Origin of the sequence: Pseudescherichia sp., assembly GCF_031987975.1 — a bacterium.
GTDB lineage: Bacteria > Pseudomonadota > Gammaproteobacteria > Enterobacterales > Enterobacteriaceae > Pseudescherichia.
In genome coordinates, this window is the sequence record NZ_DALZYX010000002.1 from 60,862 (window position 1) to 75,178 (window position 14,317).

At 55.4% G+C, this 14,317-nt stretch carries 10 protein-coding genes and 5 tRNA genes (1 of these 15 cut by a window edge); 13 read left to right on the top strand and 2 right to left on the bottom strand.

The genetic code is table 11. From position 1 onward, the window contains the following. Window positions 1-59 precede the first annotated feature (59 nt). Genes RTN40_RS03635 through RTN40_RS03650 form a run of 4 tightly spaced genes read left to right on the top strand, consistent with a single transcriptional unit; the run spans window position 60 to window position 4,260 of the window. Entirely contained in the window at window positions 60-995 is a 936-nt protein-coding gene (locus RTN40_RS03635; RefSeq protein ID WP_312227264.1) for a D-ribose ABC transporter substrate-binding protein, read from the top strand. Between the two features lie 45 nt (window positions 996-1,040). Next, on the top strand, window positions 1,041-1,652 hold the full coding sequence (locus RTN40_RS03640) for a DUF2291 domain-containing protein (protein WP_312227265.1): 612 nt from the start codon (window positions 1,041-1,043) through the stop codon (window positions 1,650-1,652). 10 nt (window positions 1,653-1,662) lie between these two features. Beyond that, window positions 1,663-3,192, top strand: a complete 1,530-nt coding sequence (locus RTN40_RS03645; protein ID WP_312227266.1) for a sugar ABC transporter ATP-binding protein — start codon at window positions 1,663-1,665, stop codon at window positions 3,190-3,192. Window positions 3,193-3,210: 18 nt separating this feature from the next. After that, window positions 3,211-4,260, top strand: a complete 1,050-nt coding sequence (locus RTN40_RS03650; protein WP_312211561.1) for an ABC transporter permease subunit — start codon at window positions 3,211-3,213, stop codon at window positions 4,258-4,260. A 68-nt stretch (window positions 4,261-4,328) separates the two neighbouring features. On the opposite strand, the gene glnS is transcribed toward RTN40_RS03650, so the two are convergent. Beyond that, a complete protein-coding gene (glnS, locus tag RTN40_RS03655; protein ID WP_312227267.1) occupies window positions 4,329-5,996 on the bottom strand; it encodes a glutamine--tRNA ligase in 1,668 nt (555 codons plus the stop codon). Between the two features lie 170 nt (window positions 5,997-6,166). Continuing rightward, entirely contained in the window at window positions 6,167-8,119 is a 1,953-nt protein-coding gene (nagE, locus tag RTN40_RS03660; protein ID WP_312227268.1) for a PTS N-acetyl glucosamine transporter subunit IIABC, read from the bottom strand. 323 nt (window positions 8,120-8,442) lie between these two features. Here nagE and nagB point away from each other — a divergent pair, with 323 nt between their 5' ends. From nagB to RTN40_RS03705, 9 genes are all read left to right on the top strand, one after another. Continuing rightward, a complete protein-coding gene (gene nagB, locus RTN40_RS03665; protein ID WP_312227269.1) occupies window positions 8,443-9,243 on the top strand; it encodes a glucosamine-6-phosphate deaminase in 801 nt (266 codons plus the stop codon). Window positions 9,244-9,264: 21 nt separating this feature from the next. Next, window positions 9,265-10,413 (top strand): N-acetylglucosamine-6-phosphate deacetylase, encoded by a 1,149-nt coding sequence (nagA, locus tag RTN40_RS03670; protein WP_312227270.1) that lies wholly within the window; start codon window positions 9,265-9,267, stop codon window positions 10,411-10,413. An 8-nt stretch (window positions 10,414-10,421) separates the two neighbouring features. Further along, complete coding sequence (locus RTN40_RS03675; protein WP_312227271.1) at window positions 10,422-11,642, top strand: N-acetylglucosamine repressor; 1,221 nt, start codon at window positions 10,422-10,424, stop codon at window positions 11,640-11,642. A 307-nt stretch (window positions 11,643-11,949) separates the two neighbouring features. Then, window positions 11,950-13,611, top strand: coding sequence for an asparagine synthase B (gene asnB / locus RTN40_RS03680; RefSeq protein ID WP_312227272.1), 1,662 nt, complete (start codon window positions 11,950-11,952; stop codon window positions 13,609-13,611). Between the two features lie 240 nt (window positions 13,612-13,851). Next, a tRNA-Met gene (locus RTN40_RS03685) sits at window positions 13,852-13,928 on the top strand. A 9-nt stretch (window positions 13,929-13,937) separates the two neighbouring features. Then, a tRNA-Leu gene (locus RTN40_RS03690) sits at window positions 13,938-14,022 on the top strand. Window positions 14,023-14,044: 22 nt separating this feature from the next. Further along, window positions 14,045-14,119 (top strand) — tRNA-Gln (locus RTN40_RS03695). Between the two features lie 56 nt (window positions 14,120-14,175). Further along, window positions 14,176-14,249: transfer RNA gene (locus tag RTN40_RS03700), tRNA-Met, on the top strand. Window positions 14,250-14,297: 48 nt separating this feature from the next. After that, window positions 14,298-14,317, top strand: a tRNA-Gln gene (locus tag RTN40_RS03705) (it continues 155 nt past the right edge of the window).

Genomic DNA, 14,317 nt, shown 5'->3' on the forward strand with positions numbered 1-14,317 from the left:
ATAAACGACAACCCTACACCTGTCGAACCGCCATACATTACATTTTGAGAGAACATCTTATGAAAACGAAATTACTGTTTTTAAGTGTGGCAGCAGCCTGTGCATTTTCAGCGAATGCGTTTGCCGTTGAAAAAGGCACCATCATGATTATGGTTAACTCGCTGGATAACCCCTACTACGCCGCTGAAGCCAAGGGTGCCGATCTGAAAGCAAAAGAGCTGGGATACACCACCAGCGTGCTGTCCCACGGTGAAGATGTTAAAAAGCAGAGCGAGCTTATTGACGCTGCTATCGGTAAAAAAGTTCAGGGCATTATTCTCGATAATGCTGACTCTACTGCCAGCGTAGCCGCCATCCAGAAAGCCAAAGACGCGGGTATTCCGGTGGTGTTAATCAACCGCGAAATCCCGGTCGATAACATCGCCCTTGAACAGATCACCCATAACAACTTCCAGGCCGGCTCTGACGTGGCTAACGTCTTTGTTGAACAAATGGGAGAGAGTGGAAAATATGCCGAGCTGACCTGTAACCTGGCCGACAACAACTGTGTCACCCGCTCTAAATCCTTCCACCAGGTGCTGGATCAGTATCCGGATATGCAGAGCGTTGCACGACAGGATGCTAAAGGTACGCTGATCGACGGCAAGCGCATTATGGACAGTATTCTGCAGGCGCACCCGGATGTAAAAGGCGTCATCTGCGGCAACGGTCCCGTGGCGCTGGGCGCTATTGCCGCGCTGAAATCTGCCGGCCGTGACGACGTGATTGTCGTCGGCATCGATGGCAGCAACGATGAGCGTGAAGCGGTGAAAGCCGGCACTCTCAAAGCCACGGTGATGCTGCAGGCCCAGGCGATTGCTGCCCAGGGCGTGACGGATCTCGATAACTTTATCCAAAAAGGAACCAAGCCTGAGAAACAGCGCGTGATGTTCCGCGGCATTTTGATCACCCCTGACAACGCCTCAGGAGTTCAAGACTTCAATTTCAAATCCTGATGACCCGTTGCTGCGCCCGCTTCGGCGGGCGCAAAGGAGAACATGATGCACAGAAAACTCGCGCTGGCATTGATCGTTTTAGCGCTTGGCGGCTGCCGTATCGTATCGCAGAAAGAGCTGGCCGATCTCAAAAATCCCCCTAATCCACAAATGGCCAATATTCAGCAAACCTGGCAGCAAAAGATTGTGCCGCAGTATGTGCGTGAAGCTAAACCTGTCGCTGAATTGCTTAAAACGTTACAGGCCGAAAAGAGTTTTGATGAGGCCTGTAGCAAAGACGGCTACCGCAGCCAGAGCGAAAACCCCTGCGTCTTTAACGTGCGTATTACCGGCGAAGTGATCAAGCTCAATACCAAATCCCGCAGCGGGAAAATGACGGTGCGCGATGAACAGGGTGAAGAGATTGTGGTGCAGATGGGACCGATTATTCGCGGCACCAGCCTGCGGGATGGTTATAAAGGTGCAAGCTATCAGGACTTTAACGATCAGGTACTGTATGGCGATTACGGGAAGGCTATTAATCAGCAAGCGTCAGAAATGATGGTGAACTTCAAGCCCGCCGTCGGGGATAAGGTCACGATTTCCGGGGTCTTTGCCGCCTGGGATATTCCGCAAACCATCCCAGACGTAACACCAGCACAGATTGCACGGCAGTGAGGAGAGGGTTATGAATGAGCAACAGACCCAGCGGGATGAGGTGATTATTGAGACTCGCGACCTCTCTCGTGTTTATCCTGGCGTAGTCGCACTCGATAACGTTAATTACCGCGTATACCGCAATCAGGTCAACGTGCTGATTGGCGAGAACGGCGCGGGTAAATCAACAATGATGAAAATGCTGGCCGGGGTTGAGACGCCCTCCTCCGGCGAGATCCTGCTGGACGGGCAGAAGGTCACGCTCGGCTCCACTCACGAGGCGGAAAAGCATGGCATCAGCATTATTTTCCAGGAGCTGAACCTCTTCCCCAATATGAACGTGATGGACAACATCTTCATTGGCAATGAGTTTTTCCAGCGCGGCGTGATTAACGAAAAATACCAGTACGAACTGGCTAAGTCGCTACTGGAGCGACTGGAGCTGAATGTCGATCCCTACGCGCCGCTAGGCGAGCTGGGGATCGGCCATCAACAGCTGGTAGAGATCGCCCGCGCCCTCTCTAAAGATACCCGGGTGCTGATCATGGACGAGCCTACCAGCGCGCTGAGCCAGTCGGAAGTGCGGGTGCTGTTTAATGTTATTGCCCAGCTTAAGCGCCGCGGCGTGACCATTATCTACATCTCTCACCGGCTGGAAGAGCTGATGGAGATTGGCGATCACATCACCATCTTCCGCGATGGCCGCTTTATCAGCGAGCGTCCCGTCCAGCAGGCCAGCGTGCCCTGGATCATTGAGCAGATGGTTGGAGACAAGAAAAAACACTTTGACTACAGCCCCGCCGCACACGGCGAGACCATCCTTAAGGTTAATGGCCTGACCGCGCTGCATCAGAACGGCGGTTATAAATTAAACGATGTCTCTTTTGACTTGCGTAAAGGGGAGGTCATCGGCATCTATGGCCTGCTTGGCGCGGGACGTACGGAGCTATTTAAAGGTTTAGTCGGAATGATGGGCTGCCAGTCTGGCACCATCAATCTCGATGGTGAAACGCTGGACAAGCGATCTTTCCAGCAACGACTGAAGCGCGGTATTACCCTCGTGCCGGAGGATCGCCAGGGGGAAGGTGTGGTGCAGCTCATGTCGATCAAAAGCAACATGACGCTGACCGACCTGAGCCTACTGGGCTTTCGTCGCGCTCTGCGCCTGCTCAGTCCAGTTAAAGAGGAGCAGCAGGTCAACCACATGGTCGAACAGCTGGCAATCAAGGCTGGCGACACGGAGCTACCTATTACCTCGCTAAGCGGCGGCAATCAGCAAAAGGTGGTGCTGGGTAAGGCATTGATGACCGGACCCAAAGTGGTCCTGCTGGATGAGCCGACGCGCGGCATCGACGTTGGCGCGAAAACCGATGTGTATCACCTGATTGGCAAAATGGCGCATCAGGGGCTGGCCGTTATGTTCTCCTCCTCCGAGCTGGATGAGGTCATGGCGCTGGCTGACCGGGTTCTGGTTATGGCCGATGGCCGCATTACCGCAGATTTACCGCGCGCTTCCGTGACGCGGGAAAAATTAATCAGCGCTTCTACACCGCAGGACTGATGTCTGCTGGAGAGAGAAATGAACAAAAAGTATATGATCTACATGTATTTGCTCAAAGCGCGCACCTTCATTGCCCTGCTGATCGTCATGGGCTTCTTCAGCGTGATGGTGCCTAACTTTCTGACCATGTCGAACCTGCTGATCATGACCCAGCACGTGGCCATTACTGGCCTGCTGGCGATTGGTATGACGCTGGTGATTCTCACCGGCGGTATTGACCTCTCCGTCGGGGCGGTGGCGGGCATGTGCGGCATGGTTGCCGGGGCGCTGTTAACCAACGGCCTGCCGATCTGGGGCGAGCAGATTATCTTCTTTAACGTTCCGGAAGTGATCCTGCTGGTGGCCGGCTTCGGCATCCTGCTGGGCCTGATCAACGGGGCGGTGATCACCCGCCTCGGGGTTGCACCCTTTATCTGTACCCTCGGCATGATGTACGTTGCCCGTGGCGCGGCGCTGCTGTTTAACGACGGTAGCACCTATGCCAACCTGGTGGGCATGCCTGAGCTGGGCAATACCGGTTTTGCAATTTTAGGCTCCGGCACGATCCTCGGCATCTATATTCCCATCTGGCTGATGGTGAGCTTCCTGCTGCTGGGCCTCTACATGACCCGTAAGACCCCGCTGGGCCGCTATATTTACGCCATCGGCGGGAATGAATCCGCTGCGCGGCTGGCGGGCGTTCCTATCATCAAGGTTAAGGTCTTTGTCTATGCCTTCTCTGGCCTGTGCGCGGCGCTGGTGGGGCTGATTGTGGCCTCTCAGCTGCAAACCTCTCACCCAATGACCGGGAATATGTTTGAGATGGACGCTATCGGCGCAACCGTGCTGGGCGGAACCGCGCTGGCAGGCGGACGGGGTCGCGTTTCTGGCTCGATCATTGGTGCCTTCGTCATCGTTTTCCTTGCTGACGGGATGGTGATGATGGGGGTCAGCGACTTCTGGCAGATGGTGATTAAGGGCCTGGTGATTGTCACGGCGGTGGTTATCGATCAGTTCCAGCAGCGTCTGCAAAGCAAAGTGGTGCTGCTGCGCCGCCACGAGAAAAAATTGCAGGCAGAGGCAACGTAATGTTGCGCTGAGGACAGTAATAAAAAACGCCGCATAAGCGGCGTTTTTCTTTTCCGGGCGAAAGTAACTTACTCGCCGATTTTAGCCCAGGTATCGCGCAGGCCAACGGTGCGGTTAAACACCGGCTTCTCCGCCGTGGAGTAGCGGCTGTCGAGGCAGAAGTAGCCTTCGCGCTCGAACTGGTACGCCTTGCCAGCTTCGGCGGCGCTCAGGGACGGCTCAGCGTAGCCCTGCTTGATCACCAGCGAATCCGGGTTGATGGTAGCGAGGAAATCCTCCGCCGCACCCGGGTTTGCCACGCTGAACAGGCGGTCGTAAAGACGGATCTCAACCGGCAGCGCATGGGCAGCGCTCACCCAGTGGATCACCCCTTTCACCTTGCGACCGTCAGCCGGATCCTTGCTTAGGGTCTCGGCGTCATAGGAGCAGAAGATAGTGGTGATGTTGCCTTCCGCGTCTTTCTCTACACGCTCGGCTTTGATCACGTAGGCGTTGCGCAGGCGTACTTCTTTACCCAGCACCAGACGCTTGTACTGCTTGTTCGCCTCTTCGCGGAAGTCAGCACGATCGATCCAGATCTCCGCGCTAAACGGCACCTCGCGGCTGCCCATCTCCGGCTTGTTCGGATGATTTGGCATGGTCACCACTTCGCTCTCACCCTGCGGGTAGTTCTCGATCACCAGCTTCACCGGATCGATAACGGCCATCGCACGCGGGGCGTTTTCGTTGAGATCTTCACGAATGCAGGACTCCAGCGACGCCATCTCGATGGTGTTGTCCTGCTTGGTCACGCCGATGCGCTTGCAGAACTCGCGGATGGAAGCAGCGGTATAGCCGCGACGGCGCAGGCCAGAGATGGTCGGCATACGCGGATCGTCCCAGCCCTCAACAATTTTGTCCGTCACCAGCAGGTTCAGCTTACGCTTGGACATCACGGCATATTCCAGATTCAGGCGCGAGAACTCGTACTGGCGCGGATGAACAGGAATAGTGATGTTATCCAGCACCCAGTCGTAGAGACGACGGTTGTCCTGGAACTCCAGCGTACAGAGTGAATGGGTAATGCCTTCCAGCGCATCGCTGATGCAGTGGGTGAAATCGTACATCGGGTAGATGCACCACTTGTTGCCGGTCTGGTGATGCTCGGCAAACTTAATGCGGTACAGAACCGGGTCGCGCATAACGATAAACGGCGAGGCCATGTCGATTTTGGCACGCAGGCAGGCGGTGCCCTCTTCGAAGCCACCGGCGCGCATCTTCTCAAACAGCGCCAGGTTCTCTTCCACGCTACGGTCGCGGAACGGGCTGTTTTTACCCGGCGCGGTCAGGGTGCCACGGTATTCGCGGATCTGCTCCGGTGACAGTTCGTCAACGTAGGCAAGACCTTTATTGATCAGCTCGACGGCGTAGTTATGCAGCTGGTCGAAATAGTCAGAGGAGTAGCGAACATCACCCGACCAGTGGAAACCCAGCCACTGCACGTCATTTTTAATCGAATCAACGTATTCGATATCTTCTTTCACCGGGTTGGTATCGTCAAAGCGCAGGTTACACTGCCCCTGATAATCCTGGGCGATACCGAAGTTCAGGCAGATAGATTTTGCATGACCGATATGCAGGTAGCCGTTCGGCTCCGGCGGAAAACGGGTGCAAACCGTGCTGTGCTTACCACTGGCCAGATCTTCATCAATAATCTGGCGAATAAAGTTAGTCGGGCGGGCTTCTGCCTCACTCATCGCGGGTTCCTCAAAACGTAAACAACGTATAACGGAACATGATCTTATAAGCGGGACGCGGAGACAACCCTTAGTTCAACAAAAAGCGTTAATGCCGAGGGGATCGGCGCACCTTGGGCAAAAAAAAGCGGCGGAGACTGGCTCCACCGCTGATTAACCGTACGTTACGGCTATTTACCTTTGACCTCAAACAGCGGGGTCTGGCCTGCAACGACCTGACCTTCAGCCTGGAAGACCAGACCGCTGAAATCGTCGATGTTGCTGCACACCACCGGGCTGATCATCGAGCGCGCATTGGCGTTGAGATAGTCGAGATCCATCTCCAGCACCGGCTGGCCCGCAGCCACATCCGCGCCCTCTTCCACCAGGCGGGTAAAGCCCTGGCCGTTCAGCGCAACGGTGTCGATGCCCATGTGCACGACAATTTCCGCGCCTTTTTCGGTTTCCAGACAGAAGGCGTGGTTGGTGTTGAAAATCTTAACGATGGTACCGGCAGCCGGGGAGACCACGGTTTTACCCGTCGGTTTCACCGCCACGCCGTCGCCCACCGCTTTGCTGGCAAAGGCCTCATCAGGCACCTGCTCCAGCGGAACCACTTCACCGGTCACCGGCGATACCAGCGCGGCAACGGTGACGGCGTTCGGCACGGCCTGCGGTTTAACCGCTGCGGCCGGTGCGTTGGCGGCGGGCTGGACGCTGGCGGCTGCGGCCACCGGGCCACGGGCTACCACACGCTTCATGGCATCACCAACGGATTCCGCTTTCGCCCCCACAATCACCTGGATGCTCTGCTTGTTCAGCTTCACCACGCCGGAGGCGCCCAGACGTTTACACTGCACGTCGTTAACCCGTGAGGAGTCCGCCACGGTCAGACGCAGACGGGTAATACAGGCGTCGATAGCCTTCAGGTTGTCAGTGCCGCCGATGGCAGCGATGTAGCTGGTCGCCAGCTGCTCCAGGCCTTCATCGGTATTGCTGTTGGCTTCAGAGGTGACCACCGCGTCGTCGGTCTCTTCGCGGCCCGGCGTTTTCAGGTTGAAAGCGCGGATAACGAAGCTAAAGACCACGAAGTAGATGGCGAAGAAGATCAGGCCCATCACCACCAGCATCCAGACGTTGCCGCTGGCTGCAGGCAGGTTATACATCAACGCATAGTCGATGGCGCCCGCCGAGAAGGAGAAGCCCGCATGGATCCCCAGCGCGGTGGCGACAAACAGGCTGATGCCTGTCAGCACGGCGTGCAGGAGATACAGCAGCGGTGCCAGGAACATGAACAGAAACTCCAGCGGCTCGGTGACGCCGGTCAGGAAGGCGGTGATGGCCACGGAGAGCAGCATCCCGCCGATCATCGGACGGCGTGCTTTCGGGGCCGCGAAGTACATCGCCAGCGCCGCGCCAGGCAGACCAAACATCATGATCGGGAAGAAGCCGGACATGAACATGCCTGCGGTAGTATCGCCCGCGTAGAAGCGGTTGATATCACCGTGGAAGACGGTGCCTGCGGCATTGGTAAATTCGCCAATCTGGAACCAGGCGATGGTGTTCAGCACCTGATGCAGGCCGGTCGGGATCAGCAGACGGTTAACGAAGCCGAAGATACCGGAGCCGACCGCGCCCATGGAGACGATCCACTCCCCGCCAGCATGGATAGCATTCTGCACCGGCGGCCAGACGTAGCCGAAAATCGCCGCGAGGATCAGGCAGAAGAATCCGGTGGCAATCGGCACAAAGCGTTTGCCGCCGAAGAAGCTCAGGAACTCAGGCAGCTTGATGTTGGACCAGCGGTTGTAGACCGCGCCGCCCACCAGGCCGGTAATGATACCGGAGAGCACGCCCATGTTGATGGCCGGGTTGATGGTAATCATCGCTTTGGTCATCACAAAGTAGCCTACCGCACCGGCCAGCGCTGCTGCGCCTGCACTATCTTTTGACCACGACGAGGCCACACCGATCGCGAAGATCAAGGCCAGGTTGTCAAAAATTGCCCCACCCGCCTGGGCAATAAACGGGACGTTCAGTAGATCGGGCTGACCGAATCGCAGCAGCAATGCCGCGACGGGCAGCACAGCGATGGGGAGCTGGAGTGCCCGGCCCAGTCGCTGGAAGAAACCTAGAATGTTCATTTTATACCCCCCGTGAAACTCCGTTGAGCCTCATCACTAACCATTTTTATTGTTAAACCAACCCTGTAACGCGGCCGTTTTACACAGACTGTTTAAGTGTGTGGAAATTTAATTCGCCTCGCAAATTAAACGCGCATTTTTTGTGATTACAATCACCAAATATCGTTATTTACACTCCTTGTTACTGGCTAAGAACGAAAACTTATTTTATGATTCAAAAAATCAGGACGAACTGCCCCCTCTCACGGCGCAATCTGGGTTACGCTTAAAGCGTACAGGCTGCAGTTCGCCAACGTTAATTTCACACTGTGTAGAGGTAAACAATGAGACTGATCCCCCTGACGAGTGCCGAACTGGTCGGTAAATGGGCTGCCCGCCATATCGTTAACCGCATCAACGCGTTCAAACCTACGGCGGATCGTCCGTTTGTGCTTGGCCTGCCCACCGGCGGCACGCCGCTTACCGCCTACAAAGCGCTGGTTGAAATGCACAAAGCGGGCCAGGTTAGCTTCCAGAACGTAGTGACCTTTAACATGGACGAGTATGTCGGCCTGCCAAAAGAGCACCCGGAGAGCTACCACAGCTTTATGCACCGCAACTTTTTCGACCACGTTGATATTCCCGCAGAAAACATCAACCTGCTCAATGGTAATGCGCCGGATATTGACGCAGAATGTCGCCGTTATGAAGAAAAAATTCGTGCCTACGGCAAAATTCACCTGTTTATGGGCGGCGTAGGCAACGACGGGCACATCGCGTTTAACGAACCGGCCTCCTCGCTGGCCTCCCGCACCCGTATTAAGACCTTGACCCATGACACCCGCGTGGCAAACTCCCGCTTTTTTGATGGTGACGTCAATCAGGTGCCGAAATACGCCCTGACCGTTGGTGTAGGCACCCTGCTGGATGCTGAAGAGGTGATGATTCTGGTGCTGGGCAACGTCAAGGCGCAGGCATTGCAGGCGGCGGTGGAAGGCAACGTTAACCACATGTGGACGATCAGCTGCCTGCAGCTGCATCCGAAAGCGGTCGTGGTGTGCGACGAACCGTCAACAATGGAGCTAAAGGTGAAGACGCTCAAATACTTCACTGAATTAGAAGCGGAAAATATCAAAGGTCTGTAACATTTTTACCCGGGGGTTGTTATGTATGCTTTAACCCAGTGCCGTATTTTTACCGGCCATGAAATTCTGGACGATCACGCGCTGATCGTCGTTGATGGTCTTATCGACCGACTCTGCCCGCTGGCAGACCTGCCGCCAACAATTGAGCAGCGCTCGCTCAACGGCGCCTGGCTGGCCCCCGGTTTTATTGACCTGCAGCTGAACGGCTGCGGCGGCGTACAGTTTAACGACACCGCCGAGGCGGTGAGCGTAGAGACGCTGGAGATTATGCAGCGCGCCAACGAACAGTCGGGCTGTACCAGCTTTTTACCTACTCTTATCACCACCAGCGACGATCTGATGAAACAGGGCGTGCAGGTGATGCGCGACTATCTGGCGAAGCATCCGCATCAGGCGCTGGGCCTGCATCTGGAAGGGCCGTGGCTTAACGTAGTGAAAAAAGGCACCCACGATCCTGATTTCGTGCGCAGCCCGGATAGCGATCTGGTCGATTTTCTCTGTGCCAATGCCGATGTGATTGCCAAACTGACCCTGGCCCCGGAAATGGTCGATCCTGCTGTCGTTCGCAAGCTGACGGCGGCGGGCATTGTGGTCTCTGCCGGCCACTCCAACGCGACCCTCGTCGAGGCGAAAGCCGGTTTTCGCGCAGGTATCACGTTTGCCACCCATCTTTTTAACGCTATGCCGTACATTACCGGCCGCGAGCCGGGTTTAGTGGGCGCGATCCTCGACGACGCTGACGTTTACTGCGGTATTATTGTCGATGGCTTACACGTTGATTTTACTAATGTTCGGCTGGCGAAGCGCCTGAAGGGCGATAAGCTTTGCCTGGTCACCGACGCTACCGCCGCAGCGGGTGCCGTCATTGACGAATTTATTTTTGCTGGTAAAACAATATACTACCGCAATGGACTCTGTGTGGACGAGAACGGTACCCTGAGCGGTTCGGCGTTAACCATGATCGAAGGGGTGGCTAATCTTGTCGAGCACGTCGGCGTTGCGTTGGACGAAGCGCTGCGTATGGCAACGCTCTACCCGGCCCGCGCCATCGGCGTTGATAAACAGCTAGGCAGCATCGCACCGGGCATGGTGGCGAACCTGACCGCGTTTACCCACGACTATAAAGTAATTAAGACCATCGTTAATGGTAACGAGGTCATCATCGAGTAAGTAAAAGTATGACATCAGGCGGACAAGCTCAGATTGGTAACGTTGACCTCGTAAAACAACTCAATGGCGCGGCTGTTTACCGCCTGATCGATCAGTATGGCCCCATCTCGCGGATCCAGATTGCCGAGCAGAGCCAGCTTGCCCCCGCCAGCGTGACAAAAATCACGCGACAGCTTATTGAGCGCGGTTTGATTAAAGAGGTCGATCAGCAGGCCTCGACCGGTGGTCGCCGCGCCATCTCTATTATTACCGAGACGCGTAACTTTAATGCGATTGGTGTACGCCTCGGTCGCCACGACACGACCCTGACGCTCTACGATCTGAGCAGCAAGGTGCTGGCAGAAGAGCACTATCCTCTGCCGGAGCGCACTCAGGAGACGTTAGAGCACGCTCTCCTAAACACCATCGCCACTTTTATTGACACCTGCCAGCGTAAAACCCGCGAGCTGATTGCTATTTCGGTGATCCTGCCGGGGCTGGTCGATCCGGAAAGCGGCGTGATCCGCTATATGCCGCATATTCAGGTGGAGAACTGGGGGCTGGTCAGCGCGCTGGAAAAACGTTTTAAGGTAACCTGTTTTGTCGGGCATGATATCCGTAGCCTGGCGCTGGCCGAGCACTACTTTGGTGCAAGCCAGGACTGCGAAGACTCTATCCTGGTGCGTGTCCATCGCGGGACTGGGGCGGGGATCATCTCTAACGGACGCATCTTTATTGGCCGTAACGGCAACGTGGGTGAGATTGGCCATATTCAGGTCGAGCCGCTGGGAGAGCGTTGCCACTGCGGTAACTTCGGCTGTCTGGAGACCGTGGCGGCAAATGCCGCTATTGAACAGCGGGTGCGCCATCTGCTTGAACAGGGCTACCAGAGCCGCATCACGCTGGACGACTGCTCGATCAAAGCGATCTGTAAAGCCGCCAACAAAGGCGACGCGCTGGCCTGCGAGGTCATCGAGCACGTGGGCCGCCACCTGGGAAAAACCATCGCCATTGCTATTAATCTGTTTAATCCGCAGAAAATTGTCATTGCCGGTGAGATTGTCGAGGCGGAGAAGGTGCTGCTGCCCGCCATTGAGGGCTGCATCAATACCCAGGCGCTAAAGGCGTTTCGCAAAAATCTGCCGGTGGTTCGCTCGACGCTGGATCACCGCTCGGCCATCGGTGCCTTTGCGTTGGTAAAGCGCGCCATGCTCAACGGCTCGCTGTTACAGCATCTGCTGGAGGAGTAATAGCCAGCCATTCGTTAAACCGAACCACGTCCACTGACGTGGTTTTTTCATTTTTAACTCTCCATAAGATAACCCGCATCAAAAAAAGCGCCTTTAAAATGAATATTCATCAATATTCAGCGTCGAACTCTATGCTTTTTTCACTATTCCACAATGGCAATTGCGCTTTTTAATTTCACCCCGCTAAAACCCTTGCACCCGCCTGCGCTTTCCGGCATTTTCTTAATCAAGCAATAAGACAACGCGATGACGCAACGTCTGCAAACTGACAACACGAAGCAACATCACAGGGTTAACGGAGAAGGTTATGTGTTCAATTTTTGGCGTACTGGATATTAAAACGGATGCAGGTGAGCTGCGTAAAAAAGCGCTGGAGCTTTCCCGCCTGATGCGCCATCGCGGTCCTGACTGGTCCGGCGTATACGCAAGCGATAAAGCGATTCTGGCCCACGAACGTCTCTCTATCGTTGACGTCAACGCTGGCGCACAGCCGCTTTACAACGCCCAAAAAACCCATGCCCTGGCCGTTAACGGTGAAATCTATAACCATCAGGCGCTGCGCGCCGAGTATGGCGATCGCTACGCGTTCCAGACCGGCTCCGACTGCGAAGTTATCCTGGCGCTGTATCAGGAGAAAGGCCCGGAGTTCCTCGACGAGCTGCAGGGGATGTTTGCCTTCGTTCTGTACGATAGCGAAAAAGACGCCTACCTGATTGGCCGTGACCATATCGGTATCATCCCGCTGTACATGGGTTACGACGAGCACGGCAACATGTACGTGGCGTCTGAGATGAAAGCCCTGGTACCGGTCTGCCGCACCATTAAAGAGTTCCCGGCGGGTAGCTACCTGTGGAGCCAGGACGGCGAGATCCGCAGCTACTACCAGCGCGACTGGTTTGAGTACGACGCGGTAAAAGACAACGTGACCGACAAAGCCGAGCTGCGCCAGGCGCTGGAAGACGCGGTGAAGACGCACCTGATGTCCGACGTACCTTACGGCGTGCTGCTCTCCGGCGGTCTCGATTCGTCGATCATCTCCGCCATTACCAAAAAATTTGCCGCACGCCGCGTGGAAGATCAGGAAAAATCAGAAGCCTGGTGGCCGCAGCTGCACTCCTTTGCCGTGGGCCTCGAAGGCGCACCGGATCTGAAAGCGGCGCAGGCGGTTGCGGATCACCTTGGTACGGTGCACCACGAGATCCACTTCACCGTGCAGGAAGGCCTGGATGCTATCCGCGACGTGATCTACCACATTGAGACCTATGACGTGACCACCATCCGCGCCTCAACGCCGATGTATCTGATGTCACGTAAGATCAAAGCGATGGGCATTAAGATGGTGCTGTCGGGTGAAGGCTCTGACGAAGTGTTTGGTGGCTACCTCTACTTCCATAAAGCGCCGGATGCGAAAGAGCTGCATGAAGAGACCGTACGTAAGCTGCAGGCGCTGCACATGTTTGACTGCGCCCGTGCTAACAAAGCGATGTCGGCCTGGGGCGTGGAAGCGCGTGTGCCCTTCCTGGATAAAAACTTCCTCGACGTGGCGATGCGCATCAACCCGCAGGACAAGATGTGCGGCAACGGCAAAATGGAGAAACACGTCCTGCGTGAGTGCTTCGAATCCTACCTGCCGGCAAGCGTAGCATGGCGTCAGAAAGAGCAGTTCTCCGATGGCGTAGGCTACAGCTGGATCGATACCCTGAAAGAGGTGGCGGCACAGCAGGTAACCGACCAGCAGCTGGAGACCGCCAGCTACCGCTTCCCGTACAACACGCCGACCTCTAAAGAGGCGTACCTGTACCGCGAAGTGTTTGAAGAGCTGTTCCCGGTTGCCAGCGCTGCCGAGTGCGTGCCTGGCGGTCCATCCGTCGCCTGCTCCTCTGCCAAAGCGATTGAGTGGGATGAAGCGTTCAAAACCATGAACGATCCATCAGGCCGTGCGGTAGGCGTTCACCAGTCCGCCTACTGATAGATAAAGTAGCGTGATAATAGCGGGTCCTGCGGGACCCGTTTTTGTTGGTTTTGATCCTGTTATCTCTCAATTAAAATCAAGATATAACCAATAATTGCCGAATTATACGCCAGGCTGTTCGCAACCTAACCAAACAGTCACATTCCGGCAATTTTCGATGAAAAAGGTGTTGACGCTGAAAGGCCCAATACGCATAATGCGCCCCGCAACGCCGATAAGGTAACGCGAAAAAAAGATGGCTACGTAGCTCAGCTGGTTAGAGCACATCACTCATAATGATGGGGTCACAGGTTCGAATCCCGTCGTAGCCACCATCTTTTTTTGCGGGAGTGGCGAAATTGGTAGACGCACCAGATTTAGGTTCTGGCGCCGCAAGGTGTGCGAGTTCAAGTCTCGCCTCCCGCACCATTCCCAGTAAGCGTTGCACGGATGGGGTATCGCCAAGCGGTAAGGCACCGGTTTTTGATACCGGCATTCCCTGGTTCGAATCCAGGTACCCCAGCCACTTTTTTTGACTCTCGTGTGTAACACGTTTGTCTTGAGTAACTAGCAGTACAATTTGGCTACTTAGCTCAGCTGGTTAGAGCACATCACTCATAATGATGGGGTCACAGGTTCGATTCCCGTAGTAGCCACTATATTCTGATGAGTATCTTTAAGATGCTTATGACGTAAAAAATTGTTGGGGTATCGCCAAGCGGTA

What these genes read in the sequence shown, in the direction of transcription:
- RTN40_RS03635 (WP_312227264.1), top strand. Translation starts at nt 60, where the DNA reads ATGAAAACGAAATTACTGTTTTTAAGTGTGGCAGCAGCCTGTGCATTT.
- RTN40_RS03640 (WP_312227265.1), top strand. Translation starts at nt 1,041, where the DNA reads ATGCACAGAAAACTCGCGCTGGCATTGATCGTTTTAGCGCTTGGCGGC.
- RTN40_RS03645 (WP_312227266.1), top strand. Translation starts at nt 1,663, where the DNA reads ATGAATGAGCAACAGACCCAGCGGGATGAGGTGATTATTGAGACTCGC.
- RTN40_RS03650 (WP_312211561.1), top strand. Translation starts at nt 3,211, where the DNA reads ATGAACAAAAAGTATATGATCTACATGTATTTGCTCAAAGCGCGCACC.
- glnS (WP_312227267.1), bottom strand. Translation starts at nt 5,996, where the DNA reads ATGAGTGAGGCAGAAGCCCGCCCGACTAACTTTATTCGCCAGATTATT.
- nagE (WP_312227268.1), bottom strand. Translation starts at nt 8,119, where the DNA reads ATGAACATTCTAGGTTTCTTCCAGCGACTGGGCCGGGCACTCCAGCTC.
- nagB (WP_312227269.1), top strand. Translation starts at nt 8,443, where the DNA reads ATGAGACTGATCCCCCTGACGAGTGCCGAACTGGTCGGTAAATGGGCT.
- nagA (WP_312227270.1), top strand. Translation starts at nt 9,265, where the DNA reads ATGTATGCTTTAACCCAGTGCCGTATTTTTACCGGCCATGAAATTCTG.
- RTN40_RS03675 (WP_312227271.1), top strand. Translation starts at nt 10,422, where the DNA reads ATGACATCAGGCGGACAAGCTCAGATTGGTAACGTTGACCTCGTAAAA.
- asnB (WP_312227272.1), top strand. Translation starts at nt 11,950, where the DNA reads ATGTGTTCAATTTTTGGCGTACTGGATATTAAAACGGATGCAGGTGAG.